The organism is Streptomyces sp. NPDC057010, from assembly GCF_042673805.1.
Lineage (GTDB): Bacteria > Actinomycetota > Actinomycetes > Streptomycetales > Streptomycetaceae > Streptomyces.
In genome coordinates, this window is record NZ_JBHUSC010000020.1 from 12375 (window position 1) to 38447 (window position 26073).

Below are 26073 nucleotides of genomic sequence, written 5' to 3' on the forward strand. Positions count from 1 at the left end.
TCAGCCCCGCACTTCGCGGTCGCGCAGGCCCTTGGGGTCGATGACCTCGCGGATCAGCCGCAGCTCCTCGGCGGTCGGCTCCCGCGTGTACGGAACGTCGTCCGCGATCGCGAGTTCGAAGCCGGTGGCCTCCCGCACCTGGTCGACCGTGACCCCCGGGTGCAGGGAGGCCAGGCGCATGGAGTGGCCGGGGCCGGTGAAGTCGAAGACGCCGAGGTCGCTGACCACGCGGGGCAGGCGGTGGTAGCGGGTGGCCGAGGGGCCGGCCGCCTCCGCGCGGTCGTGGCCGACGCCGCTGACCATGTCGACGCGTTCGACGAAGACCCGGGTGGAGTGTTTGGGAATCCAGTAACTCACCGGGTTGTTGAGGGTGTTGACGGGTGCCCCGCGCACCCCGAGGAGTTGGCGGGCCGGCTGTGCCCAGTCGCCGATGCAGGAGATGTTCTGGTTGCCGTACCGGTCGATCTGGCTGGCGCCCATCATCACGTGCCGCTTGCCGCCCGTGACCATGGTCAGGTGGCGCCGGTACGGGAGCCAGCCCTCGGCCGAGCCGTCGAGGCCGACGAGCATGGCTTCGCCGTCGGTCAGCAGCAGGTCGGGGGAGAAGGTCCGCTTCGCGAGCCGGGCGCCGAAGGACGGGACGAGTCCCATCGGGCTGGCGAGCACCTCGCCGTTGTCGCGCCAGGCCTCGGCGCAGGCGATCACGCAGTATTCCGAACGACTGATCACTGCTGCTCCTCGTGCCAGGTCCGGACGGCGGACTGGTAGTCGTGCTCGCTCCCGCCCGAGAGGAAGCGGTCGGCGAACTCGGGCCAGGGGGTGGTCGCGTAGAGCTTCTGGAAGGCCTCGTCGCGGTCGTAGTCGGGCACGCAGGAGGTGAAGTGCGCGCCGTTCGGGGTCTCGACGACCCCGGTGACGGAATGGCGGCTGACCAGGAGGGACTGCGGGGGGCCGGCCTTGGCGAGCTCGGCGGTCTCGACGATCTGCTCGCAGGAGACGTAGGCGGCGTCGGCGGCCTCGCAGAAGAGGTCGTCGAAGTACGGGTCCGGGCCGAGGTACTGGGCGTTGCCGAGGCGGTCGGCGCGGTTGAGGTGGACCAGGGCGGCGTCCATGCGCAGCGCGGGGACGGCGACGAACTCCTCGCCGTCCTCGTAGGGGGAGGTGACGGTGCGCAGCTCCGGGTTGACCCTCATCACGTCGGAGCCGAGGCCGGCCCGGACGGGGAGGAAGGGCAGCCGGTTGGCGGCGGCGTGCAGGCCCCACATGAACATGGCCTCGTCGTACTCGGTGAGCGTGAAGGCGGCGCGTTCGCGGGCGGCCCGGAAGTGCGGCTCCAGCGGGATCGAGTCGAGGGTGGCGAAGGGGGCGACGAGCCGGCGGATGCGGCCCGCGGCGGCCAGCAGGCCGACGTCGGGGCCGCCGTACGAGATCACGGTGAGATCGGTGATCTCGGAGCGGAGCAGTGCCCGCACCAGGGCCATGGGCTTGCGCCGCGAGCCCCAGCCGCCGATGCCGAGGGTCATCCCGCTGCTGAGCTGCCCGACCACCTCATCGGCGGTCATGCTCTTGTCGGTCATGGACGCTGTTCCTTCCCGAAGGTGTCGCGGACCCGGTCGGCGACCCCGCTGAGGTTGGCCTCGAAGGTGAAGCCCTGCTCGAAGCGGTAGCTGCGGCGCACGTCGACGGGGTCGATGCCGTTGATGGCGGCCTTGGCCAGCCGGATGAGGTAGCCGTCCTTCTTCGCGATCTCGGCGGCCAGCTCCAGGGCGGCGGAGCGCAGTCCGTCGCGCGGGACCACCTTCCAGACCGAGCCGTGCGCGTGCAGCTCGGCGGCAGTGGCGGTGCGCGAGGTGTAGTAGAGGGCGCGCATCAGGTGCTGCGGGACGAGGCGGGCCAGGTGGGTGGCGGCGCCCAGCGCGCCGCGGTCCAGCTCGGGGAGCCCGAAGGTCGCGTCGTCGCTCGCCACGATCGCGTCGGCGTTGCCGACGAGGCCGATGCCGCCGCCGAGGCAGAAGCCGTTCACGGCCGCGACGACCGGCACCTCGCACTCGTACACGGCGGCGAAGGCCTCGTAGCAGCCCCGGTTGGCGCCGATGAGGGCCGAGTGGCCGGCGTCGCGCTGCATCTCCTTGATGTCGACCCCGGCGTTGAACCCGCGGCCCTCGGCGGCGAGGACGACGCAGCGGACCTCGGGGTCGCGGCCGGCGGCCCGCAGGGCGTCGGCGAGGTCGTACCAGCCCTGCACGGGGAGCGCGTTGACGGGCGGGAAGTCGACTGTGACGAGTGCGATGCCCTTGTCCGGGCTTGAGGTGGAGACACCCATGAGCGGATCAGCTACCTTTCCACCAAACATTTGTTAGGTGAGGAAGGTAGCAGCCTATGGAGCTCGACGGGAGGGTTGTCGTCGTCACCGGCGGGACCCGGGGCGTCGGCGCCGGGATCGCCCGGTCGTTCCTCGCGGCCGGCGCGCAGGTCGTCGTCTGCGCGCGGCGGCCGCCGGAGGAGCCGGTGGGGGCGGGTGGGCGGCAGGCCTCGTACCGGCCGCTGGACCTGCGGAACCCGGCGGCGGTGGAGGACTTCTTCGGCGCGGTCGCCGAGCGGTACGGGCGGCTCGACTGCCTGGTCAACAACGCGGGCGGCACCCCGTACCGGCTGCTGGGGGAGGGCGGCGCGGAGCGGCACGCACGGGTCGTCGAGCTGAACCTGGTGGCCCCGATGACGGCCTCGCTCGCGGCGTACCCGTGGCTGCGGGCCACCCGGGGTTCGGTGGTGATGATCGGCAGCGTCAGCGGGACCAGGCCCTCGCCGGGGACGGCGGCGTACGGGGCGGCGAAGGCGGGCCTGGAGAACCTGGCCCGCTCGATGGCGGTGGAATGGGCGCCCGACGTACGCGTCAACTCGCTGGTCCTGGGCATGGTGCGGACCGAACTGGCGCACCTGCACTACGGGGACGAGGCCGGGATCGCGGCGGTCGGCGCGACCGTACCGCTGGGGCGGCTGGCGGAACCCTCGGACGTGGGGGAGGCGGCGGTGTTCCTGGCCTCCGGCCGGGCGGGGTACGTGAGCGGGGCGAGCCTGCTGGTGCACGGGGGCGGGGAGCGCCCCGCGTTTCTGGATGCGGCAACTGCGAACAAGGAGAAGTGACATGGCGGGACTGTGCGAAGGCCGGGTCGTGATCGTGACGGGCGCGGGGCGGGGACTCGGGCGGGCCCACGCGCTGGCGTTCGCCGCGGAGGGCGCGAAGGTCGTCGTCAACGACCTGGGGGTGGGCCTGGACGGGCTGCCGGGCCCCGACTCCCCGGCCGGCCAGGTCGTTTCGCAGATCCGGGAGCTGGGCGGGGAGGCGGTGGCGCACGGCGGGGACATCGCCACGTCGGAAGGGGCGGCCTCGCTGGTGTCGTGCGCGCTGGACGCCTTCGGGCGGCTGGACACGCTGGTCAACAATGCGGGGTTCCTGCGGGACCGGATGCTGGTGAACCTGGAGGAGGACGACTGGGACGCGGTGATGCGGGTGCACCTGAAGGGGCACTTCCTGCCGCTGCGGGCGGCGGCCGCGTGGTGGCGCGCGGAGGCGAAGGCGGGGCGGCAGGTCGCGGCCCGGGTGGTCAACACCTCTTCGGGAGCAGGCCTGTTGGGCTCGGTCGGCCAGGGCAACTACAGCGCGGCGAAGGCGGGGATCCTGGGGCTGACGGCGGTCTCAGCGGCGGAGATGGGACGGTACGGGGTCCAGGTGAACGCGATCGCCCCGGCGGCGCGGACCCGCATGACGGAGCGGACCTTCGCGGAGACGATGGCGGCGCCGGGGCCGGGCGAGTTCGACGCGATGGCTCCGGAAAACGTGTCACCCCTGGTGGTGTGGCTCGGCGCGGACGCCTCCGCCGGCGTGACGGGCCGGGTCTTCGAGGTGGAGGGCGGCCGCATCACGGTGATGGAGGGCTGGCGCCCCGGCCCCACCGCCGACAGCGGCGCCCGCCGCACCCCGGCGGAGGCGGGCGATGCGGCGGCCAAACTCCTCGCCGCCGCCGAGCCCCCCCTCCCGCCCTACGGCTCCAACTGACCCCCCGCCCCCTACCCCGCGCCCGAGCCCCGGCAGCGGAGCTCCGGCCAAGAACCGCCACCCCGCCCGGGGGCCAATCCCGCTCAGCGGGAACACGGCCTCCCGCCCGCCCCCGCCCCCCGCCTACCGTCTGCCGCACCACACACCACCGCAGCCGGGAGGACCCCATGCTGAACGACCGGCACCGGCGCGAAGCCGCCGGCCTGCTGAGCACGGCGGAGCGGCGGCGGGCCCCCGTCCGGCCGCTGACCGAGCTGTACGAGGGCATCGGCGCGCGGGACGCGTACGAGATCCAGCTCCTCGGCATCCGGGCCCGCTGCGCGGACGGCGCGACCGTCACCGGCCACAAGGTCGGGCTCTCGTCCCCCGTCATGCAGGCCATGATGGGCGTCGACGAGCCCGACTACGGCCACCTCCTCGACGCGATGGAACTCCGCGAGGACACCCCCGTACCGGTCGCCGCGTACTGCGCGCCCCGCATCGAGGTCGAGGTCGGCTTCGTCCTCGGCGCCGACCTGCCGGGCGAGGGCTGCACCGAGGCCGACGTACTGGCCGCCACCGCACGCGTCGTACCCGCCCTGGAGCTCATCGACAGCCGGATCGCGGACTGGCGGATCTCCCTCGCCGACACCATCGCCGACAACGCCTCCTCCGCCGGATACGTCATCGGCGAAGGCCGCGACCCGCGCGAGCTGGACCTGAAGGCCATCGAGGCCCGGCTCACGAGCGGCGGCGAGACCCTCGCCACCGGCCGCTCCGACGCCGTCCTCGGCGATCCCGCCACCGCCGTCGCCTGGCTCGCCCGCACCGTCGCCCGCTTCGGCGTCCCGCTGCGCAAGGGCCACCTCGTGCTGCCCGGCTCGTGCACCCGCGCCGTGGACGTGGCCGCCGGGCGCACGTACACCGCCGAGTTCACCGGGCTCGGCCCGGTGTCCCTGTCCTTCTCCTGAGCGAGGTACCCGTGAGGAAAGCGACCGCCGCCATCGTCGGCTCCGGCAACATCGGAACCGACCTGCTCTACAAGCTCCTGCGCTCCCCGCACATCGAACCCCGCTGGATGATCGGCGTGGACCCCGACAGCGAGGGCCTCGCCCGGGCCCGCCGCCTCGGGCTGGAGGCCTCCCACGAGGGCGTCGACCGGCTGCTGGCGCAGGACGAACTGCCCGACCTCGTCTTCGAAGCCACGTCGGCGTACGTGCACCGGGCCAACGCCCCCCGCTACGCCGCCCTCGGCATCAGGGCGATCGACCTGACCCCGGCCGCCGTCGGCCCCGCCGTCGTCCCGCCCGCGAACCTGACCGCCCACCTCGACCGGGCCAACGTCAACATGATCACCTGCGGCGGGCAGGCCACCATCCCCATGGTGTACGCCGTCTCCCGCGTGGTGCCCGTCGCCTACGCCGAGATCGTCGCCTCGGTCGCCTCCGTCTCGGCGGGCCCCGGCACCCGCGCCAACATCGACGAGTTCACCCGTACCACCGCGCGCGGCATCGAGGAGATCGGCGGCGCCGCACGGGGCAAGGCCATCATCATCCTCAACCCCGCCGAGCCCGCCGTCATCATGCGCGACACCGTCTTCTGCGCGATCCCGGCCGACGCCGACCGCGAGGCCGTCGCCGCCTCCGTCAAGCAGGTCGCCGAGGAGGTCGCCTCGTACGTACCCGGCTACCGGCTGCGCACCGAGCCGCAGTTCGACGACCCCTCCCCGCGGGGCGGCGGCACGGCCCGCGTCGCGATCTTCCTGGAGGTGGAGGGGGCCGGCGACTACCTGCCCCCGTACGCCGGAAACCTCGACATCATGACCGCCGCCGCCACCAAGGTCGGCGAGGAGTTCGCGAAGGGACCGCTCGCGTGAGCACACGCATACGCACGACGACGACGTACTCCGACACCCTCGACATCCGCATCACCGACTCCTCGCTGCGCGACGGCTCGCACGCCAAACGCCATCAGTTCACGGGCGAGGACGTACGGTCCGTCGTCACCGCCCTCGACGCCGCCGGCGTCCCCGTCATCGAGGTCACCCACGGCGACGGACTCGGCGGGTCCTCCTTCAACTACGGCTTCTCCAGGACCCCCGAGCAGGAGCTCATCAAGATCGCCGCCGAGACGGCGCGGAACGCGAAGATCGCCTTCCTGATGCTGCCCGGCCTGGGCGTCAAGGACGACATCCGCGCCGCCCACGGCAACGGCGGCGAGATCTGCCGGATCGCCACGCACTGCACCGAGGCCGACATCTCCGTCCAGCACTTCGGACTCGCCCGGGAGATGGGTCTGGAGACCGTCGGGTTCCTGATGATGGCCCACTCCACCACCCCCGAGAACCTGGCCCGCCAGGCCCGGATCATGGCCGACGCCGGCTGCCAGTGCGTGTACGTCGTCGACTCCGCCGGCGCCATGGTCATGGACGAGGTCACCGACCGGGTCGCCGCGCTCGTCGCGGAACTCGGCCCCGACGCCCAGGTCGGCTTCCACGGCCACGAGAACCTCGGCCTGGGCGTCGGCAACTCCGTCGCCGCCGTCCGCGCCGGGGCGCTCCAGATCGACGGCTCCACCCGCCGCCTGGGGGCCGGCGCCGGCAACACGCCCGTCGAGGCCTTCGCCGCCGTCTGCCAGAAGATGGGCATCCGCACCGGCATCGACGTCCTGAAGATCATCGACGCGGCGGAGGACGTGGTCCGGCCCGTCATGGACGAAGAGTGCCGCCTCGACCGCATGGCCCTGCTCATGGGCCACGCCGGGGTCTACTCCAGCTTCCTCAAACACGCCTACCGCCAGGCCGAGCGCTACGACGTCTCCGGCGCGGAAATCCTTCTGCGCGCGGGCCGACGCCACCTGGTCGGCGGCCAGGAGGACCAGCTGATCGACATCGCGGTGGAACTCGCCGCCGAACGCCGCCCGCACCCGCGACTCGGCGCGGGCAATTCCAGCCCCGCCGGCGTTTGAGGCGCTGGGTCCGGGGCGGAGCCCCAGGACGCGGCGGCACGCCCGACCGCCAACCGAACCACACCACAACGAAGTGGAGGGCCACCCATGGCCGAAGCGACCCACGCCCAAGAAGAACCCCGCACCATCGAGGCGGCCGCAGTGCCCACCCGCTTCGCCCGCGGCTGGCACTGCCTGGGCCTCACCGCCGCCTTCCGCGACGGAACCCCCCACGAGATCGAAGCCTTCGGCACCCGCCTCGTCGTGTTCGAGAGCCAGGACACCGGCCAACTGCACGTCCTGAACGCCTACTGCCCCCACATGGGCGGCAACCTCGCCCACGGCACCGTCAAGGGCGACACCCTCGCCTGCCCCTTCCACGACTGGCGCTGGTCCGGCAACGGCCGCTGCGCCGCCATCCCCTACGCCCGCCGCGTCCCGCCCCGCGCCCGCACCCGCGCCTGGACCACCCTGGAGCGCAACGCCCAGCTCTACGTCTGGCACGACCCCGAGGGCAACCCGCCCCCGGCCGGCGTCACCATCCCCGGGATCGAGGGCGTCGGCAGCCCCGAATGGAGCGACTGGAGCTGGAACTCCCTGCGCGTGGAGAACTCCAACTGCCGCGAGATCGTCGACAACGTCGTCGACATGGCGCACTTCTACTACGTGCACTACGCCTTCCCGCACTACTTCAAGAACGTCTTCGACGGCCACGTCGCCACCCAGTACATGGAATCCACCCCGCGCGGCGACGTCGACCTCGGCACCCTCTCCACCGGCGGCGGCCTGCGCTCCGACGCCTCCTACTACGGCCCCTCCTACATGATCGACAAGCTGTGGAGCGACGTCGGCGGCGGCGTCGAGCTCGAATCCGTCCTGATCAACTGCCACTACCCCATCGACGAGAACAGCTTCATGCTCATGTACGGGGCCATCGTCAGGAAGCTCCCCGGCATGACCGACGCCCAGGCCGCCGACGCCGCCCGCCTCACCTCCGAGGGCCTCGCCGTCGGATTCGAGCAGGACGTCGAGATCTGGCGGAACAAGACCCGCATCGACAACCCGCTCCTCACCGAGGAGGACGGCCCCGTCTACCAGCTCCGCCGCTGGTACGAGCAGTTCTACGTGGACGCCGCCGACGTCAAGGACGAGATGGTCCGCCGCTTCGAGTTCGAGATCGACACCGCCCGCGCCACCGCCGCCTGGAAGGCCGAGGTCGCCGAGAACCTCGCCCGCCGCGCGGCCGAGGCCCCGTGATGCGCCCCGTCTCCTGCGCGCAGTGCGGCACCACCGTGCTGTGCGAGAAGTTCAGCCCCGCGCACACCCAGGTCCAGTGGACCGGCGAGGCCGCCGCGCTGTGCCCGCGCATCGCCGCCGAGGTGGCGGCCGGTCGGCCCAGCGCCCGCGTCCGCTCGTGTCCGGCACTGCGCGCGAGCATCGAGGCCGCCGTCCGCGAGGGCAACCTGGAGGTACCCGCCGATGTCTGACCTCCCCTCCTTTACGACGGCCCGCGCAGCGGCGGACTCGCAGGCGGCCCCGGCCGCGCCCCGAGGCGGAGCCCCCGGCACGCTGCGGGTCCGCGTCGTCCAGCGCGTGCAGGAGACCCCGGAAGCCGTCTCCCTCGTCCTGGACCCTGAACTGCCTTACAGCCCCGGGCAGTTCCTGACCCTCCGCATCCCCGGCGGCGGCGCCCGCTGCTACTCCCTGGCCAGCTCCCCGCACACCGGCGAGCCGATGCGGATCACCGCCAAGCGGGTCCCCGGCGGGCTCGGCTCCGGCTGGATCTGCGACACCGTGGCCCCGGGCGACGAGCTGGAGGTCCTGCCGCCCGCCGGCACCTTCACCCCGGGGCCCGGCGGCCTCGACCGGGACCTGCTGCTGGTGGCGGGCGGCAGCGGCATCACCCCCGTGCTCTCCCTCGCGAAGTCGGCGCTGGCGGCGGGCCGGGGCAGCGTCGCCCTGCTGTACGCCAACCGCGACCCCGAGTCGGTGATCTTCCGGGACGAGCTGTGGGGGCTCGCCGACTCGCACCCGGGGCGGCTGACCGTCATCCACTGGCTGGAGAGCCTCCAGGGGCTGCCGACCGCCGTCCAACTCGCCGCGCACGTGGCCCCGTACGCCGGCCGCGACGCCTACCTGTGCGGGCCCGGCCCGCTGATGGACGCCGCCGAGACGGCGCTGCGCTCGGTCGGCGCCGCGCCGCACCGCATCCACCGCGAGCGCTACTTCTCGCTGGGCGCGGACGTCTTCGCGGCGCCCCCGCCGCCGCCCGCGGCCTCCGTGGCGGGCGGGACCACCGCCGAGGTGGAGCTCGACGGGGAGCGGCACACCGTGCCCTGGGCCGACGGGACCGTGCTGCTCGACGCGCTGCTCGCGGCGGGCGTCGCGGCCCCGTACTCCTGCCGGGAGGGCGCGTGCAGCGCCTGCTGCTGCCGGGTCGTGGCGGGCGAGGTCACGATGGCCCGCAACGAGGTCCTGGACCAGGAGGACCTGGCCGAGGGCTACGTCCTGGCCTGCCAGGCACGCGCGCCCGGCCGGGACCCGGTCCGGATCGCCTACGACTAGAACGGGGGCCGCGGGGAAGGCCTTACGGCATGCCTGCCGTTGTCACTCTTGCCGTCGTCGGCGCGGGGAACCGGGGGACCGGCTACGCGCGCTGGGCCCTGGCCCACCCGGAGCGGGCCGAGGTCGTCGCCGTCGCCGAACCGCGCACGGTCCGGCGGGAGCGGCTGGCCGCCGCCCACGGCATCGGGCCCGGGTCGGCGGTGGGCGACTGGCGGGAGCTGGCCGCCCGCGGGCGGATCGCGGACGCGGTGCTGATCTGCACCCTGGACCGCGACCACCTGGAGCCGGTGCTGGCGTTCGCCGAACTCGGCTGCCACATCCTGCTCGAGAAGCCGATGGCACTGACGGAGGACGAGTGCCGGCGGATCGTGGACGCGGTGGAGAAGGCCGGGGTGACCCTCTCGGTCGGCCACGTCCTGCGCTACACCCCCTACACGCGGGTGCTGAAGGCCGTCGTCGACTCCGGCCGGCTCGGGGACGTCGTCAGCGTCCAGCACCTGGAGCCGGTCGGCTTCTGGCACCAGGCCCATTCGTTCGTACGGGGCAACTGGCGCCGCGAGGACGAGGCGACGTCCATGCTGATGGCCAAGTCCTGCCACGACCTGGACTGGCTGCAGTACGTGCTCGGCCGGCCGCCCGTCCGCGTCTCCAGCTTCGGCCGGCTCTCCCACTTCAGGCCCGGGAACAGGCCCGCCGGCGCGGCGGACCGCTGCCTGGACTGCGCCGTGGAGAGCACCTGCCCGTACTCCGCCACGCGCGAGTACGGCGGCCGGCTGGCCCGCGGCGAGCACTCCTGGCCGCTGAACGTGCTGGTCGACGAGTTCACGCCGGAGGCACTGGAGAGCGCCCTGCGCGAAGGACCGTACGGGCGGTGCGTGTACGCCTGCGACAACGACGTGGTCGACCACCAGGTGGTGGCCATGGAGTTCGACTCCGGGGCCACCGCAACCTTCACCATGACCGCCTTCACCGAGCAGGCGGACCGCCAGACCCGCATCTTCGGCACCCGCGGCGAGCTGCGCGGCGACGGAAGGACCCTGCGCGTCTACGACTTCCTGACGCGGACCGAGGAAGCCGTGGGCATCGGCGCCGACGCCGGCGCGATGGACGCGGCGGGCGGCCACGGCGGCGGCGACGCGGGCCTCATGGACGCCTTCGTCGCGGCCGTCGCCACCGGAAACCCCGGGCTGGTGAAGTCCGGCCCGCGGGAGTCCCTCACCAGCCACCTGACCGTGCTCGCAGCCGAACGCGCCCGCCGCCACGGCACCGTCGAGACCCTGCGGCCGCCGACGGCGGCGACCGCGGCGGACTGACTTCGCACCGGGCGGGATCCGGACAGGGGACCAAAGCAACGGGCCCGGCCCCCTGGCGAGGGGTCGGGTCCGTGAGGTATCTCTACCCGCTACATCCACTCGCTGAACCGCAGCCAGCCCATCATGTTGTCCATCGCCTGAGCGGACACCGCCGGTTCCGGGTCCCGCGCCGGCGCGGGCGCCGAGCGCCCGGCGCGCCCCGGCCCGTACAGCTCGCGCCACACGGCCCGCGCGCACGCCGCGACCACCGGCCCCAGCCGGGCCAGTTCGCGCTCGCCCCGGCCGGAGGAGACCGACACCGAGACCGCGGCGACGGCCCGGCCCGCGCCCCGCAGCGGCGCCGCCACGCAGGAGATTCCGCGGAAGCTCTCCTCCCGGTCGTAGGCCACCCCGCGCTCGCGGGTCGCGGCCAGCTCCGAGCGCAGCGCGGGCGGCCGGACCAGCGTGCGGGCCGTGCGCGGCCGCAGCCCCTGGGCCAGCACGTGCTCCACCGCCGCCGGATCGCCGAACGCGAGGACCGCCTTGCCGGCGGCCGTGCAGTACGCGGGCATCCGCCCGCCCACCCGGGAGGGCACGGCCGTGGCCTCCGAGCCGCCGATCCGCTCCAGGCAGACCACCTCGGCCCCGTCCAGCACCGAGAGGTGCACCAGCTGCCCGGTCTGCTCGTGGAGCGCGTGCAGGAGGGGGAGCGCCGCCCGGCGCAGCCGGTTGTGGTGCGAGGCCAGCGCGCCCAGCTCCAGCATCCGCATGCCCATCCGGTAGTCCCGGCCCTCGCGGTCCAGCCAGCGCAGCCGCACCAGCTGGTCGAGGATCCGGTGGGCGGAGGAGCGCGGGATTCCGGAGCGGCGTACGACCTCGGTGAGCGAGAGCCGCGGCTGCGGCCCCTCGAAGGCGCCCAGCACCCGCGCGGCCTTCTCCAGCAGCGACAGCGGCGCGAGCCCGGAATCCGGCTCCATGACCTGGTCAAGCACGAGAAACCCCCTGCGTCAGGCGTTGGGGCGACCCTGCCACGGGCCCCCGCGCGGAGGGAAGGACCCGGACCCATGTATTTCATTCAGTAATACTTCGGGTAGCCATGTGAGGGCTCCGACCGCCTTCCCACTCAGCGGGAACCGCTCGTTCCTCACCCCCGGCCCCCGGGCGTACGTTCACCGCACCTCGAAGCCGTCGACCCCTGAGAAAGGGACACCATGAGCGACGAAGACGTCCTCGACGCAGTCCGAGCCCTCGCCCCGGCCCTGCGCGAACGCGCCGCCGAAGCGGAGGCCCAGCGCAAGGTGCCCGAGGCGAGCATCAAGGAGCTCGCCGACACCGGCTTCTTCCGCCTCCTCCAGCCCAGGGCCCACGGCGGCCTCGCCGCCGACCCCGCCGTCTTCTACACCGCCGTCAAGGACATCGCCAAGGCCTGCGGCTCCACCGGATGGGTCGCCTCCGTCCTCGGCGTGCACCCCTGGCACGTCGCGCTCTACGACCCCCGCGCCCAGGAAGAGGTCTGGGGCGAGGACCGCGACACCCGCATCTGCTCCTCCTACGCCCCCACCGGCAAGGTCACCCCGGTCGACGGCGGCTTCACCCTCAGCGGCCGCTGGCACTTCTCCTCCGGCTGCGACCACACCGACTGGGCCCTGCTCGGCGGACTCGTCACCGACGCCGAGGGCCGGCCCGTGGACATGCGGACCTTCCTCGTCCCGCGCTCCCAGTACCGCATCGACGAGGTCTGGGACACCGTCGGCCTGCGCGGCTCCGGCTCCAACGACATCACCCTGGACCAGGTGTTCGTCCCCGAACACCGGGCCCTGAGCTTCGGCCCGGTCACCGCCCTCCAGGTCCCCGGCCACCGGGTCAACCCCGAGCCCCTCTACCGGCTCCCCTACGCCGCCGTCTTCACCACCACCATCTCGACCCCGATCGTCGGGATCGCCGAGGGCGCCTACGAGGACCACGTCGCCGCCACCCGCGAGCGCTTCCGCGTCTCCTACGGCCAGCAGGTCGCCGAGGACCCCTTCGCCCAGGTCCGCATCGCCCGCGCCGCGAGCGACATCGACGCCTCCTGGCTCCAGCTCCGGCGCAACATCGCCGAGCTGTACGCCCTCGCCGAACGCGGCGAGGAACTGCCGACGCCGCTGCGCACCAGGGCCCGCCGCGACCAGGTCCTCGCCACCGAACGCTGCGTCGCCGCCGTCGACCTCCTCATGGAGAACGCGGGCGGCAGCGCCCTGCGCACCGGCCCCAACCCCCTCCAGCGGGCCTGGCGCGACATCCACACCGGACGCGGCCACGCCGCCAACGACCCCGAGCGGGCCCTGGTCCTCTTCGGCCAGGGCGCCCTCGGCCTCGACATCCAGGACACGATGCTGTGATCGCGCCGAGCCTCACGTACGAGAACACCTCCCGGACGGCCAAGGCCGGGCCGCTCACCCTCCACTTCCACGAGGCCGGGCCCGAGGACCCCGACGCCCCCGTCGTGATCATGCTGCACGGCGGCGGCCCCGGCGCCTCCGGCTGGTCCAACTTCGGCGGCAACCTCCCCCACTTCGCCGAGCACTTCCGCACCCTGCTCGTCGACCAGCCCTGCTACGGCCGCTCCGACAAACCTGAACCCGACCGCGACTACTTCACCTACAGCGCCCGCGCACTCGTCGCCCTCATGGACGAACTGCACATCGCACGCGCCCACTTCATCGGGAACTCCCTCGGCGGCGGCACCGCCACCCGCCTCGCCCTCGACCACCCCGACCGGGTGGACAGGCTCCTGCTGATGGGCCCCGGCGGGATCTCCCTCAACCTCTTCTCCGCCGACCCCACCGAAGGCATCAAGCGCCTCTACGAGTTCAGCCTCGCGCCCGACCCCACCCGCGAGCAGATGCGCACCTTCCTCACCACCCTCGTCCACGACCCGGCGCTCGTCACCGACGCCCTCGTCGAGGAGCGCTACACCCAGGCCACCGACCCCGGGGCCCGGCTCGGCAACGCCCGCATGGCCGCCGCCTTCGCCACGTGGCCCGAGGACACCATGCTCTGGCGCGAAGCCCACCGCATCACCCGGCCCGTGCTCCTGACCTGGGGCCGCGAGGACCGCGTCAACCCCGTCGACGGAGCCTTCCTCGCCCTGAAGGCCATCCCCGACGCCCGGCTCCACGTCTTCCCGCACTGCGGCCACTGGGCGCAGACCGAGGCCGCCGCCGAGTTCAACCGCCTCGCCACCGACTTCTTCCGGAACTAGGGAGCCCCCCCATGGACATCCGCGCACTCGGCTACCTCCGCATCGAGACCGCCGACCTCGCAGCATGGCGTACGTACGTCCTCGACGTCCTCGGCATGACCGAGGCCCGGGGCTCCACCGACGGCTGCCTGGGCGTCCGCATCGACGACCGCGTCCACCGCTTCCAGTTCGTCGCCGGCAGCCAGGACCGGCTGCTCGCCGCCGGCTTCGAGCTCGCGGGAGCCAAGGCCCTGGCCGAGGCCGCCGCCGAGCTGGAGGCCGCCGGCTTCGCCGTCAAGCCGGGCGACGCCGCCACCCTCGCCGACCGGCGCGTCCAGGGCCTGGTCCACTGCGAGGACCCCAGCGGAAACCCGCTGGAGCTCTACTGGGGCCAGGCACAGGACCCCACCCCGCTCGCCGCCCCGTACGGCAACCGCTTCGTCACCGGCGAACTCGGCCTCGGCCACGTCGTCCTGCCGGCCCCCGACACCGAGGCCACCCTCGACTTCTACGAGAACCTCCTCGGCTTCCAGCTGCGCGACTCGATGAAGCTGCCCCCGGTCGCGGTCCCCACCGGCGCCCCCGGGAAGGACTTCCACTGGATGCACTTCCTCAGCCCCAACCGCCGCCACCACAGCCTCGGCCTCTACCCGGGCGCGCTGCCGCCCGGCATCGTCCACTTCATGGTCGAACTGGAGCGCCTCGACGACGTCGGCTACTGCCTCGACCGGATGAACGCGGCCGGCATCCCCATCGCCTCCACCCTCGGCCGGCACTCCAACGACCACATGGTCTCCTTCTACGCGCAGGCCCCCGGCGGCTTCCAGGTCGAATACGGCTGGGACGGGCTGATCGTCGACCCCGCCACCTGGACGGCGAAGGAGATCACCGCGGACAGCTTCTGGGGCCACCAGTGGAACGGCTGATCGACCCCGCCGCGTTCCGCGAGGTGCTCGGCGCCTTCGCCTCCGGCATCACCGTCGTCGCGGCCGTCGGGGACGACGGCGGGCCGGCGGGCCTGGCCTGCCAGTCCTTCGCCTCCCTGTCCCTGGACCCCCCGCTGGTCCTGCTGTGCGTGGGCCGGTCCTCCTCCAGCTGGCCCGCCGTACGGGCGGCCGGCCGGTTCGGGGTCAGCATCCTCGCCGAGGAACAGCGGGAGGTGTGCCGGGCCCTCGGGCGGCGCGGGGGCGAGAAGTTCGAGGGCGTGGACTGGGAGGTCTCGGAGCACGGCGCCGTCCGCATCCGCGGGTCGCTCGCCACCGTCGACTGCGCCCTCGAAGCAGTCCACGAGGCCGGGGACCACTACCTCGTGACCGCCCGGGTCCTCGCCCTGACCACCCGCGACGGCGGATCGCCCCTGCTGTACTTCCGCAGCGCATACGCCACCGGAGCCTTCGGATGACACCTGAGCACGAGCACGAGTACGAGTACGACGTGGTCGTGGTGGGATCCGGCGCGGCCGGCCTCGCCGCGGCCGTCACCGCCCGACTGCGCGGCCTGACCGCCCTCGTCGTCGAGAAGACCGACAAGTACGGCGGCTCCACCGCCCTGTCCGGCGGCGCCATCTGGGTCCCCGGCAACTTCCACCTCGACCGGGCGGGCCTCGCCGACACCCACGACAAGGCCCGCGCCTACCTCGACGCCACCGTCGGCGACCGCGTCCCGGCCGCCCGCAAGGACGCCTACCTCTCCCACGGGCCGCGCATGGTCCGCGAGTTCCACGACCGCACCGACATCCGCTTCATGTACACCCCCGGCTACGCGGACTACTTCCCCGAGGCCCAGGGCGGCATGGCGCAGGGCCGCTCCATCGAGCCGTGCATCGTCGACTTCAACCGCCTGGGCGTCCTGCGCGACGGCATGCGCCGGGCCGGCCTGCCCACCTACGGGCTCACCATGACCTCGTACGACTTCCGCTTCCTGAACATGGTCAGCCGCACCTGGGCCGGCCGGAAGGTGTCCCTGAAGGTCGGGGCGCGGGCGGTCAAGGCCCTGGTCACCGGCCGCAGACTGCTCTCCCTCGGCGAGGCGCTCGTCGCCCGGATGCGGCTCTCGCTGGAGCGGCTCGGCGGGGAGCTGTGGCTGTCGGCGCCGCTGACCGGGCTGCTCATGGACGACACCGGCCGGGTGAGCGGCGTACGGGTGGAGCGCGGCGGCCGCGAGGTGACCGTACGGGCCCGCGGCGGCGTGGTGCTGGCCTCGGGCGGGTTCTCGCACGACCAGGCGCTGCGGGAGAAGCACCTGCCCGCACCCACCTCCACGGCCTGGACGCACGCCTCCGAGGGCCAGACCGGCGACGCCCTGCGGCTCGGCGGGGAACTGGGGGCCGCCACCGACCTGCTGGACAAGGTGTGGGGCGCACCCTCGGTGTGCCCGCCGGGGGAGAAGCCGTTCTTCCTCGTCGCCGACCGCGGCATCCCGGGGATGGTGATCGTCAACGAGGCGGGGGAGCGGTACGCCAATGAGGCACTGCCCTACCACGCGTTCGTGGACCGGATGTACGCCGCCGACCGCCCGGAGGCCAGGACCGTGCCGTCCTGGCTGATCCTCGACGCCCGCTCCAAGGCCCGCTACATCTTCGCGGGCCTCTTCCCCGGGCAGCCGTTCCCCAAGGCGTGGTCGCGCAGCGGCTTCCTGAAGAAGGCCGGCACGGTGGAGGAACTGGCCCGGCAGATCGCCGCGCCCGGCCTGCCCGCGGCCCTGCGCCGCTTCAACGCCTTCGCGGAGGCGGGCAGGGACGAGGACTTCGGGCGCGGCGAGAGCGTCTACGACCGCTACTACGGCGACCCGACCCTGCCCAACCCCAACCTGGCGCCGATCGTGAAGGCCCCCTTCTACGCCGTCCCCGTGCACCCGGGGGACATCGGCACCAAGGGCGGCCTGGTCACGGACGGGGACGGCAGGGTGCTGCGCGAGGACTCCACGCCCATCGAGGGCCTCTACGCCTGCGGGAACTGCTCGGCGGCCGTGATGGGGGAGACCTACCCGGGGCCGGGCGCGACGATCGGCCCGGCCATGGCCTTCGGCTGGGCCGCGGCCAACGCCATCACCGCGGCCCTCGGCCGTCAGGACAGCTTGCCGTCGTAGTCCGGCAGCTTGACGGTGCGCTCCGCGTGCCCGCCGACCAGGTCGCTCTCGTTGTTGCCGATGTTGGCGATGATCGTGTAGCCGCGGGCCTCGATCTCGGCGCGCTTGCCCGTCTTGTAGGCGCTGACCTGGTCGAACAGGTCGGGCAGGTCGCGGACGTAGAGCCCGGAGACGGGATAGCCGACCGCCTTGAGGTTCCGCTCGGTGAGGGAGTGGATGATCCCGGGGCGGGCCGTCACGAAGAAGACGGCCACCCCGCGGTCGTTCGCGTACCGGGTCAGCTCGCGGACCTTGGCGATCGCGGGGGTCGGGAACGTCCAGAACCAGTGGAAGTCCGTCTCCAGCGAGGTGTTGTCGATGTCGAGGACGATCGCGGGCTTCTCCCCGGCCGGGGAGGCGGCGATGCGCTGCTCGATCGCGGGGCGGGCGGCGTCGATGACGGCCGCGACGTCGCGCTGCCAGGTGGCGTAGTCGATGCCGAGGATCGCCGCGTTTCCGCCAGGAGCGGAGGCGGTGACGGCCGCCGGCGCGGCCGGGGCCGCCTGGGCGGCGGTGGCCGGAACCAGGGTCAGGACGGCGGCCGCTGCGGCCACCGCGGCGGCGGTGGTGGCGGTACGGGTGCTGCGCATGGGGGGACGCTCCTCGGTCACGCGTTGGCATGTACGTGATCAGGGTTGGCGAGATCCACACCGGTGTCTACTGGTCGGTAGGAAACTTTTTATGGCCACGCGGTGAATCCGGTGAACCTCAAGTTCGGAAGCGCCGCGTCCAGTTCGGGGCCGGCGCTAGGTGTCGCAGTCCAGGACCGTGTGGCACAGTCCGCACCGCGCCCTCAGCCGCCCGCGCACCGGCACCCGCAGCCCCTGCCCGCACACCGGGCACGGGAAGCTCACCCGCAGGCCGTCGTCGTGGCGCTCGAACCGGTACGCCGTGCCGTACGCCGCCCCCTGCCCCGAAGCGCCCGCGGCCCGGCGGTCCTTGGCGTAACGCAGCCGCGCCACCGGGCCCGCGGCGGCCAGGGGAGGCCGGCGCAGGTCCCGCCCGGCCAGGGCGCGGCCGCGCGCGTAGGCCTCGTACGCCTGCGGGCTGGTGAACCAGGCGGAGAGGTCCTCCCCGGTGAGCCGGGCGCGGCGGGCCAGGACGTACCCGAACTCCTCCGGGGTGAGGTAGCCGAGCTTCTGGTGGGTCAGCGCGTCCTCGCGGTACGCGTCGAGCAGCAGCCAGCCGACACCGAGGTAGGCGGCGGCGGTGTCGGTGAGGACCTCGTTCTCCGCGGTGGCCGGGAAGGAGAGGCCCAGGCGGTGCAGCAGGACGTGGGTGACCTCGTGGGCCAGTGCCGCCGCCAGATCCCGCCGGTGGACGCGGAAGCGGTCGTTCACCTCGATGAAGTACTCCGGGCCCGCCGCCAGTTCCACGGTGGCCGCGTCCGGCATCGGCCGGAAGCTCACCACCATGCGCGCGTCGGGCAGCCGCAGCGCGCGCACGATCGCCGAGGCCACCCGGTGCGCCCCCAGGTGCAGGTCGTCATCGGCCGTGAAGGCGGCCTCGGCGGGGGTGAAACTGCCGGCGTAGGCGCGGATCCCGTCGGCCGAGAGCCGCCGGAAGAGCGCGGTGATCGAGGCGCGCACCGTCTCCAGATGCGGAAATCCGTGCTCGATCGGGCCGGCGGAGCCGCGGTTGTCCGTCATGCCGCCCCCAGGGCCGGAAGTTGTCCGAAAACGCGTTCTTGATGCCCGCCATACGTCGGATGTGTCATGGACCCGTCATTCACCCGATGGCACGCACGGCCCAACCCCCCACGAAAGGCAGTGTGTTGACTGTGAGCACCCTCATGCGCTTCGTGAAGCGCACCCTCGCCGCCGGCGCGGTCGCCCTCGCCGCCGTCAGCCTCCAGCCCGGCTCCGCCACCGCCTCCACCGCACCCGTCGTCGGCGGCACCCGCGCCGCCCAGGGCGAGTTCCCCTTCATGGTGCGCCTGTCCATGGGCTGCGGCGGCGCCCTCTACACCCAGCAGATCGTCCTCACCGCCGCCCACTGCGTGAGCGGATCCGGCAACAACACCTCCATCACCGCCACCGCCGGCGTCGTCGACCTCAACAGCTCCAGCGCCATCAAGGTCAAGTCCACCAAGGTCCTCCAGGCCCCCGGCTACAACGGCAGCGGCAAGGACTGGGCACTGATCAAGCTCGCCAAGCCCATCAACCTCCCCACCCTCAAGATCGCCGAGACCAAGGCCTACGACAACGGCACCTTCACCGTCGCCGGCTGGGGCGCCACCCGAGAAGGCGGCGGCCAGCAGCGCTACCTGATGAAGGCCACCGTCCCCTTCGTCTCCGACGCCGCCTGCCAGGCCGCGTACGGCAGCTCCCTCGTCCCGAGCGAGGAGATCTGCGCCGGCTTCCTCGACCAGGGCGGCGTCGACACCTGCCAGGGCGACTCCGGCGGCCCGATGTTCCGCCGCGACAACGCCGGCGCCTGGATCCAGGTCGGCATCGTCAGCTGGGGCGAAGGCTGCGCCCGCCCCGACTACCCCGGCGTCTACACCGAGGTCTCCACCTTCGCCTCCGCGATCAAGGCCGCGGCGGCCACTCTGTAGCACCGCCCCCGCGCCCTCGTTTTCGTCCTTGTCCTCGTCCTTCCGGCCGGTCGGGAACCGCCCGGAAGGACGAGGCGCATTGCCCCGAATGTGCGTAACGTCGGACGGCGGGCCAGGAGGCTGCGGTTGCGGGCCGACGTCCGCCCCGGTCCCATGGAACGAAACCATCGGCATCGGGCGACAGTGGGGCAGGCAGCGCATGGCGATCAGAGTGGTCATCGCGGACGACCAGGAAATGGTCAGAACCGGGTTCCGGATGATCCTCGAAAGCCAGCCGGACATCGAGGTCGTCGCCGACGTCGTGGACGGCGAGGCAGCCCTGGCGGCAGTCACCGAACACCACCCGGACGTCCTGCTGCTGGACATCCGCATGCCGAAGCTGGACGGCCTGGAAGTAACCCGCCGCCTCTCGGGCACCACTGACCCCTCCGGCCCCTCGGGCGGCAACGACACACCCCGCATCGTCATCGTCACCACCTTCGACCTCGACGAGTACGTCCACGCGGCGCTCCACGGCGGAGCCTCCGGCTTCCTCCTGAAAGACGCCAGCCCGGCCATGCTGGTTGAAGCGGTACGGGCGGCCGCCGTCGGCGACTCCCTCGTCTCCCCGGCCATCACCGTCCGGCTCCTGCGCGAGATGGCCCCGCGCACCCCTGCCGCCCAGGCGTCCCGCCGCCCCGCGGAACCCCTGACCGAGCGGGAACGCGAGGTCGTCCGCTGCCTCGCCCGCGGCCTGACCAACGCCGAGATCGCCGGCGAGCTCTTCGTCTCCCTCTCCACCGTCAAAACCCACCTGGCCAACGTCCAGGCCAAACTCGACGCCCGCAACCGCGTCGAAATCGCCGCCTGGGCCTGGGAAAGCGGCCTGGCCGCCACAACGGCGTGACGCCCACCCGGCCCGGCCAACGCCCGAGCCCCGGGAGGCGCGCCCCCTCGCCGCGTCTCCTCCCCCCTCACGGTCGCCGTTTCAGCCGCGGACTCCGGGGCGGAGGGCCCGCGGGCGCCCGCGTCCCACGGCACGTCCTGCCCCGCCGGCGTTCGAGGCGCGGGATCTCGGGCGGAGCCCCAGGAAGCGGCCCCGCAGGCGCCCGCTTGCCGCGGCGCGTCCGAGCTCATGCCGGGTCTGCCGGGCGCATCGTGCCTCGTCGGCGTTTCAGCCGCGGGGGCGGAGTCCCGGCAGGCGGGCCCGCGGGCGCCCGCTTGCCGCGGCGCGTCCGAGCTCATGCCGGGTCTGCCGGGCGCATCGTGCCTCGTCGGCGTTTCAGCCGCGGGCTCTGGGGCGGCGGGCCCGCGGGCGGCCGCGTCCCACGGCACGTCCAGCCCCGCCGGCGTTGGAGGCGCGGGGTGCGGGGCGGAGCCCCGGGGGGCTCCGGCGCAGCCGCCCCGGTGCCGTACACCGCCGCCGCCACGGGTCCCCGTACGACCGGCCGCCCCCGAAGGGGGGACAGCCCATGAGCCCCCTCTCCGGCTGGGCCCGCCGCAACCCCCACACCGCCAACTGGATCCGCCTCTGCCTCTCCCTCGTCCTCCTCGCCCTCGTCACCTTCGAGGGCGTCGTCCTGGCCCGCCAGCCCACCCTCCCGCACGCCACCGTCTGGGTGTCCGGCATCCTCGTGTGCCTCAGCGCAGCGCCCTGGCCCGGCATCCCCCTCCTCGCCCGCGCCTGGTTCGCCGCCGCCGTCACCTGGACCGCCACCCTCCTCCTCATCTTCGGCAACCACCCCATCGTCGTCTGGGGCGGAGGCGAGGCCGTCGCCCTCCTCGTCCTCCTCACCCAGGTCCTGCTGCGGGCCCCCGCCCGGACCGCCACCGTCCTCGGCCCCCTCCTCGGCCTCGGCTGCATGGCCGTACCCGTCAGGGACACCGACCCCGGCCGCTTCACGCTCCTCTTCTCCGTGCTCACCGTCGTCGTCGGCGCGTTCTCGCTGCTCCTGCGCCTCCAGGCCGCCCAGCGCCTGCGCGAACTGCGCGCCGTACGCACCGCCGAACGCCTGGAGCTCGCCCGCGAGCTCCACGACCTCGTCGCCCACCACGTCACCGGCATCGTCGTCGAGGCACGCGCCGCCCGCTTCACCAAGGTCTCCGCGGAACGCGCCGGCGAGATCTTCGGCCGTATCGAAACCGCCGGCGACGAGGCCCTCGGCTCGATGCGCCGCCTCGTCACGATCCTCCGCGAAACCGACGGCCCGGGCGGCAGCCCCGGCAGCGGCCCCGGCGGCGCATCCCCCGGCGGCGGCACCAGCCCCGTCGCCGGCCTCGCCGACATCCGCGTGCTCACCGAACGCTTCTCCGTCACCGGGCCGCCCGTCGTCCTCTACGTGGAGGCGGGCCTCGAAGACCGCCTTCCCGCCGACGTCGCCGCCACCGCCCACCGCATCGTCCTGGAGGCCCTCACCAACATCGGCAAGCACGCCGCGACCGCCACCGCCGTCCGCGTCGGCCTGCGCACCGTCCCCGCCGGACTGGAGGTCCGCGTCGCCGATGACGGCGGCCGCCCCGCCAGACTCTCCGAGAACGCCCGCGGCGGCGGCTACGGCCTCGCCGGCATGGCCGAGCGCGCCGAGGCCCTCGGCGGCTCCCTCACCGCCGGCCCGGCCCCGGAGGGAGGCTGGCTGGTCACCGCCACCCTGCCGCTCTAGGGGCGGCCCCGGCCGGAATCCGTCTCACAGGCCGATTACCCGAACACGCAGCCGCCTTCGCCACGTATTCTCGGGGACCATGAACAACAGCGACATCGACGAGACCGACGCGCACGTCACCGCCGAGCTCGCCCGCCTGCGGGACAGCATCGACAACATCGACGCTGCCGTGGTCCACATGCTCGCCGAGCGCTTCAAGTGCACCCAGCAGGTCGGCCACCTCAAGGCCCGCCACCACCTGCCCCCGGCCGACCCCGGCCGCGAGGCCAGCCAGATCGCCCGGCTCCGCCAGCTCGCCGAGAACGCCAAGCTCGACCCGGCCTTCGCGGAGAAGCTCCTCAACTTCATCATCGCCGAGGTAATCCGCCACCACGAAACGATCGCCGCGGCCGAAGACTAACCCCCCGGCCCCCGCCCACCCCGGCCCCGTGGGCCTCGCCACCCCGGACCCGCCACCGGGCACCCACCCGGGCCCGCCACCCAGGGTGCGTCACCCCGGGACGCGCAGTTCCCGGCCCGCCCGGGGCCCTGCCCGCAACCTGCCACGTGGGGCCGCCATCCGGCGCCCGTTGACCCGGGCCCGTCCGGCCGGGGCGGGCCGCGGTGGCCGTCGGGGGGCGATCCAGCCCGTAGGAGTCGGGCCCACGGCCCGTACCTCCAGGCCTACGCCGGCAACATCCAGCCCCGCCGGCGTTTGAGGCGCGGGGTCCGGGGCGGAGCCCCGATCTCTGAGCCGCACCGGCCCACCACCGAACGCCCCCCGACAACCCATGTCAGCGCAACGGTCGGGCAGCATAAACCCATGTCCGCACTGACGCGCAACGAAGCGCAGATCCGAGCACAGCTCCTCGACGTCCACCACTACAACGTCGGCCTCGACCTCACCACCGGCGACGACACCTTCGAGTCCGCCACCGTCATCCGGTTCACCGCCCGCACCGCCGGAGACACCTTCCTGGAGCTGAAACCGGACCTCCTGCGCTCCGTCGCCCTCGACGGCACGGCCCTCGACCCCGCCGCCCTCGACGGCAACCGCTTCCCGCTCACCGGCCTCACCCCCGGCCCCCACGAGCTCCACGTCGACGCCCGCATGCGCTACTCCCGCACCGGCGAGGGCCTGCACCGCTTCACCGACCCCGCGGACGGGGAGACGTACGTCTACACCCAGATGTTCCTCGACGACGTCCAGCGCGTCTTCCCCGCCTTCGACCAGCCCGACCTCAAGGCCGTCTTCGAGTTCACCGTCACCGCCCCCGCCCACTGGACCGTCCTCGCCAACGGCGTCACCACGCGCGTCGGCGACCACGACACCGCCGGCACCGGCACCGGCACCGCCACCGGCCTCTGGCAGTCCGCCCCCACCCCCCTCATCTCCACCTACCTGGCCGCCGTCGCCGCAGGCCCCTGGCACAGCGTCCGCACCGAACACGCCGGCCTCCCCTTCGGCATCCACTGCCGCCGGTCCCTCGCCCCCCACCTCGACGCCGACGCCGACGAGATCCTCTCCGTCACCACCGCCTGCTTCGACCGCTACCACGAGAAGTTCACCGAGCCCTACCCCTTCGACTCCTACGACCAGGCCTTCGTCCCCGAGTTCAACGCGGGCGCCATGGAGAACCCCGGCCTCGTCACCTTCCGCGACGAATTCGTCTTCCGCTCCGCCGTCACTGACACCGAACGCCAGCGCCGCGCCATGGTCATCGCCCACGAGATGGCCCACATGTGGTTCGGCGACCTCGTCACCCTCGCCTGGTTCGACGACATCTGGCTCAACGAGTCCTTCGCCGAGTACATGGGCTACCAGACCCTCACCGAAGCCACCCGCTTCACCGGCACCTGGACCGAATTCGGCATGGAACGCAAGCCGTGGGGCTACGACGCCGACCAGCGGCCCTCCACCCACCCCGTCGCCCCCCACCCCGACGACGTCCCCGACACCGCCTCCGCCCTCCTCAACTTCGACGGCATCTCCTACGCCAAGGGCGCCTCCGCCCTGCGCCAGCTCGTCGCCTGGCTCGGCGAGAAGGACTTCCTGGCCGGCATCAACACCCACTTCGCCCGCCACAAATTCGCCAACGCCTCCCTCGCGGACTTCGTGGACTCCCTCGCCGCCCACACCGAACGCGACGTCCACGCCTGGGCCGACATCTGGCTGCGCACCACCGGCACCGACACCCTCACCCCCCAGGTCGAGGAGGCCGCCGACGGCTGGACCCTCACCGTCGACCGCCACGGCAGCCGCCCCCACCACATCGCCGTCGGCGTCTACGACCACGACCCCGTCGACCCCCACATCCTGGAACTGCGCGAACTCCTCGACCTCGACGTCCCGTCCGGCGAGGTCGTCTCCGCGAGCGGCCCGCGCCCCGCCCTCCTCGTCCTCAACGACGCCGACCTCACCTACGCCAAGGTCCGCCTCGACGAAACCTCCGTCGAAACCGCCCTGCGCGGCCTCTCCGGCATCCCGGACCCGCTCACCCGCGCCGTCGTCTGGAACTCCCTGCGCGACATGGTCCGCGACGGCGAACTGGAGCCGGACACCTACCTGATGACCGCCGCCGCCCACCTCCACCAGGAACGCGACCTCGCCGTCGTCCAAGGCGTCCTCACCTTCGCCCGCAACCAGATCGCCGTGCGCTACGTCGCCCCCGAGGACCGGCCGGCCGCCCTCGCCACGATCACCTCCATCGCCCGTGACCTCCTGCGCCGCACCGAGGACGGCTCGGACCCCGGCCTGCGACTCACCGCCGTCCGCACCTTCATCGACAGCGCCACCCAGCCCGACACCATCGCCGTCTGGCTCGCCGACGACACCGTCCCCGGCGGCCCCGAGCTCGACCCCGAACTACGCTGGCGCATCCTGGCCCGCCTCTGCGTCCTCGGCGCGGTGGGGGAGCGGGACATCGACGCCGCCCTCGCCGCCGACCCCAGCGCCACCGGCGAGGAAGGCGCCGCCCGCTGCCGCGCCGCGCTCCCCACCGCAGAGGCCAAGGCGGCCGCGTGGGACCGCCTCTTCCACGACGACACCCTGTCCAACTACCTCTTCAGCGCCACCGCCCAGGGCTTCTGGCAGCCCGAACAGGCCGACCTCGTACGGGAGTACGTGACCCGCTTCTACCCGGACGCCGTCGCCCTCGGTGCCCGCCGGGGCCCCGCCATCGGCGAAGCCGCCGGCCGCTGGGCCTTCCCCGCCTACGCCATCGACGAGATCAACCTCCAGGCCGGCCGCGCCTGCCTGACGAACCCCGACATCCTCCCCCTCCTGCGCCGCAAACTGGTCGACCAACTGGACGACCTCGCCCGCGCCCTCCGCGTCCGCACCCCCTGACCCCACCAACGCCCGCCCCACCAGGGGCGGGCGTTCCGCCTGCCGGAGACAAATCCAGCCCCGCCCGGCCCGCTCAGCCTGCCGGAGGCACATCCAGCCTCGCCCGGCCCGCTCAGCCTGCCGGAGGTAGATCCAGCCTCGCCGGCGTTTGAGGCGCGGGGTCCGGGGCGGAGCCCCGGCAGCGGCGCCGCACCTGCTCGCCCCGCCCCCATCTCCGCAGGTTTTCGCCGGGGAACGTTCAGCCCCGCCGGCGCGGAGCCCCGGCAGCGGCGCCGCCCCCGTCGGCCCGCGGTCGGCCGGCCCTGGCCGCCGACCGGCCGGAAATCGATCCCGGACAAACCCCGGCGGTTACCCCATTCGG

General features: G+C 73.3%; 25 protein-coding genes. 19 read left to right on the plus strand and 6 right to left on the minus strand.

The features are described from left to right. Genes ACFTXQ_RS18580 through ACFTXQ_RS18590 form a run of 3 tightly spaced genes read right to left on the minus strand, consistent with a single transcriptional unit; the run spans window position 1 to window position 2323 of the window. Window positions 1-729 carry a CoA-transferase subunit beta gene (locus ACFTXQ_RS18580; RefSeq protein ID WP_382642021.1) on the minus strand — a complete coding sequence of 243 codons (729 nt, stop codon included), beginning with the start codon at window positions 727-729 and terminating at the stop codon, window positions 1-3. Further along, the gene (locus ACFTXQ_RS18585; protein WP_382642023.1) at window positions 726-1577 is read right to left on the minus strand and encodes a CoA transferase subunit A; all 852 of its coding nucleotides are present in this window, start codon (window positions 1575-1577) and stop codon (window positions 726-728) included. Before ACFTXQ_RS18585 ends, ACFTXQ_RS18580 begins: the two co-directional genes overlap by 4 nt. Then, complete coding sequence (locus ACFTXQ_RS18590) at window positions 1574-2323, minus strand: enoyl-CoA hydratase family protein (protein WP_382642025.1); 750 nt, start codon at window positions 2321-2323, stop codon at window positions 1574-1576. Before ACFTXQ_RS18590 ends, ACFTXQ_RS18585 begins: the two co-directional genes overlap by 4 nt. A gap of 56 nt (window positions 2324-2379) precedes the next feature. Here ACFTXQ_RS18590 and ACFTXQ_RS18595 point away from each other — a divergent pair, with 56 nt between their 5' ends. The 9 genes from ACFTXQ_RS18595 (at window position 2380) to ACFTXQ_RS18635 (ending at window position 10860) form a co-directional block, all read left to right on the plus strand. Beyond that, entirely contained in the window at window positions 2380-3144 is a 765-nt protein-coding gene (locus ACFTXQ_RS18595) for an SDR family oxidoreductase (RefSeq protein WP_382642027.1), read from the plus strand. A 1-nt stretch (window position 3145) separates the two neighbouring features. Continuing rightward, entirely contained in the window at window positions 3146-4057 is a 912-nt protein-coding gene (locus ACFTXQ_RS18600; RefSeq protein ID WP_382642029.1) for an SDR family oxidoreductase, read from the plus strand. Between the two features lie 167 nt (window positions 4058-4224). Then, window positions 4225-5007 (plus strand): 2-keto-4-pentenoate hydratase, encoded by a 783-nt coding sequence (locus ACFTXQ_RS18605; protein ID WP_382642031.1) that lies wholly within the window; start codon window positions 4225-4227, stop codon window positions 5005-5007. An 11-nt stretch (window positions 5008-5018) separates the two neighbouring features. Then, complete coding sequence (locus ACFTXQ_RS18610) at window positions 5019-5912, plus strand: acetaldehyde dehydrogenase (acetylating) (RefSeq protein WP_382642033.1); 894 nt, start codon at window positions 5019-5021, stop codon at window positions 5910-5912. Beyond that, the gene (dmpG, locus tag ACFTXQ_RS18615; RefSeq protein WP_382642034.1) at window positions 5909-7003 is read left to right on the plus strand and encodes a 4-hydroxy-2-oxovalerate aldolase; all 1095 of its coding nucleotides are present in this window, start codon (window positions 5909-5911) and stop codon (window positions 7001-7003) included. Before ACFTXQ_RS18610 ends, dmpG begins: the two co-directional genes overlap by 4 nt. A gap of 87 nt (window positions 7004-7090) precedes the next feature. Further along, window positions 7091-8239: a Rieske 2Fe-2S domain-containing protein gene (locus tag ACFTXQ_RS18620; RefSeq protein ID WP_382642036.1), complete on the plus strand. Its 1149-nt coding sequence runs from the start codon at window positions 7091-7093 to the stop codon at window positions 8237-8239. Beyond that, on the plus strand, window positions 8239-8469 hold the full coding sequence (locus tag ACFTXQ_RS18625; protein WP_382642038.1) for a hypothetical protein: 231 nt from the start codon (window positions 8239-8241) through the stop codon (window positions 8467-8469). Before ACFTXQ_RS18620 ends, ACFTXQ_RS18625 begins: the two co-directional genes overlap by 1 nt. Next, window positions 8462-9547, plus strand: coding sequence for a 2Fe-2S iron-sulfur cluster-binding protein (locus ACFTXQ_RS18630; protein WP_382642040.1), 1086 nt, complete (start codon window positions 8462-8464; stop codon window positions 9545-9547). The genes ACFTXQ_RS18625 and ACFTXQ_RS18630 overlap by 8 nt, the downstream gene beginning before the upstream one ends. 29 nt (window positions 9548-9576) lie before the next feature. After that, window positions 9577-10860 carry a Gfo/Idh/MocA family protein gene (locus ACFTXQ_RS18635; protein WP_382642042.1) on the plus strand — a complete coding sequence of 428 codons (1284 nt, stop codon included), beginning with the start codon at window positions 9577-9579 and terminating at the stop codon, window positions 10858-10860. A gap of 89 nt (window positions 10861-10949) precedes the next feature. On the opposite strand, the gene ACFTXQ_RS18640 is transcribed toward ACFTXQ_RS18635, so the two are convergent. Then, a complete protein-coding gene (locus tag ACFTXQ_RS18640) occupies window positions 10950-11831 on the minus strand; it encodes an IclR family transcriptional regulator (protein WP_382642044.1) in 882 nt (293 codons plus the stop codon). A 219-nt stretch (window positions 11832-12050) separates the two neighbouring features. On the opposite strand from ACFTXQ_RS18640, the gene hsaA reads away from it, so the two are divergent. Genes hsaA through ACFTXQ_RS18665 form a run of 5 tightly spaced genes read left to right on the plus strand, consistent with a single transcriptional unit; the run spans window position 12051 to window position 17149 of the window. Then, on the plus strand, window positions 12051-13220 hold the full coding sequence (gene hsaA, locus ACFTXQ_RS18645) for a 3-hydroxy-9,10-secoandrosta-1,3,5(10)-triene-9,17-dione monooxygenase oxygenase subunit (protein ID WP_382642046.1): 1170 nt from the start codon (window positions 12051-12053) through the stop codon (window positions 13218-13220). Beyond that, window positions 13217-14083 (plus strand): 4,5:9,10-diseco-3-hydroxy-5,9,17-trioxoandrosta-1(10),2-diene-4-oate hydrolase, encoded by an 867-nt coding sequence (gene hsaD, locus ACFTXQ_RS18650; RefSeq protein WP_382642048.1) that lies wholly within the window; start codon window positions 13217-13219, stop codon window positions 14081-14083. Before hsaA ends, hsaD begins: the two co-directional genes overlap by 4 nt. Before the next feature lie 11 nt (window positions 14084-14094). Further along, window positions 14095-14988 (plus strand): VOC family protein, encoded by an 894-nt coding sequence (locus ACFTXQ_RS18655; protein WP_382642050.1) that lies wholly within the window; start codon window positions 14095-14097, stop codon window positions 14986-14988. After that, window positions 14976-15464: a flavin reductase family protein gene (locus tag ACFTXQ_RS18660; protein ID WP_382642052.1), complete on the plus strand. Its 489-nt coding sequence runs from the start codon at window positions 14976-14978 to the stop codon at window positions 15462-15464. Before ACFTXQ_RS18655 ends, ACFTXQ_RS18660 begins: the two co-directional genes overlap by 13 nt. After that, window positions 15461-17149: an FAD-dependent oxidoreductase gene (locus ACFTXQ_RS18665; protein WP_382642054.1), complete on the plus strand. Its 1689-nt coding sequence runs from the start codon at window positions 15461-15463 to the stop codon at window positions 17147-17149. The genes ACFTXQ_RS18660 and ACFTXQ_RS18665 overlap by 4 nt, the downstream gene beginning before the upstream one ends. On the opposite strand, the gene ACFTXQ_RS18670 is transcribed toward ACFTXQ_RS18665, so the two are convergent. Together ACFTXQ_RS18670 and ACFTXQ_RS18675 are read right to left on the minus strand one after the other, a co-directional pair. Further along, window positions 17128-17778, minus strand: a complete 651-nt coding sequence (locus tag ACFTXQ_RS18670) for an HAD family acid phosphatase (protein ID WP_382642056.1) — start codon at window positions 17776-17778, stop codon at window positions 17128-17130. The two genes, ACFTXQ_RS18665 and ACFTXQ_RS18670, sit on opposite strands and share 22 nt — an antisense overlap. A gap of 156 nt (window positions 17779-17934) precedes the next feature. Next, window positions 17935-18837 (minus strand): hypothetical protein, encoded by a 903-nt coding sequence (locus ACFTXQ_RS18675; RefSeq protein ID WP_382642058.1) that lies wholly within the window; start codon window positions 18835-18837, stop codon window positions 17935-17937. Between the two features lie 143 nt (window positions 18838-18980). On the opposite strand from ACFTXQ_RS18675, the gene ACFTXQ_RS18680 reads away from it, so the two are divergent. The 5 genes from ACFTXQ_RS18680 to pepN all read left to right on the plus strand — a co-directional run bounded on the left by ACFTXQ_RS18680 (window position 18981) and on the right by pepN (window position 25712). After that, entirely contained in the window at window positions 18981-19745 is a 765-nt protein-coding gene (locus tag ACFTXQ_RS18680; RefSeq protein WP_382642179.1) for a serine protease, read from the plus strand. 199 nt (window positions 19746-19944) lie between these two features. Further along, window positions 19945-20631: a response regulator gene (locus tag ACFTXQ_RS18685; RefSeq protein ID WP_382642060.1), complete on the plus strand. Its 687-nt coding sequence runs from the start codon at window positions 19945-19947 to the stop codon at window positions 20629-20631. 565 nt (window positions 20632-21196) lie between these two features. Beyond that, window positions 21197-22384, plus strand: coding sequence for a sensor histidine kinase (locus tag ACFTXQ_RS18690; RefSeq protein ID WP_382642062.1), 1188 nt, complete (start codon window positions 21197-21199; stop codon window positions 22382-22384). 79 nt (window positions 22385-22463) lie between these two features. After that, a complete protein-coding gene (locus ACFTXQ_RS18695) occupies window positions 22464-22784 on the plus strand; it encodes a chorismate mutase (RefSeq protein WP_382642064.1) in 321 nt (106 codons plus the stop codon). Between the two features lie 402 nt (window positions 22785-23186). Then, entirely contained in the window at window positions 23187-25712 is a 2526-nt protein-coding gene (pepN, locus tag ACFTXQ_RS18700) for an aminopeptidase N (RefSeq protein ID WP_382642066.1), read from the plus strand. The last annotated feature ends 361 nt before the right edge of the window (window positions 25713-26073 follow it).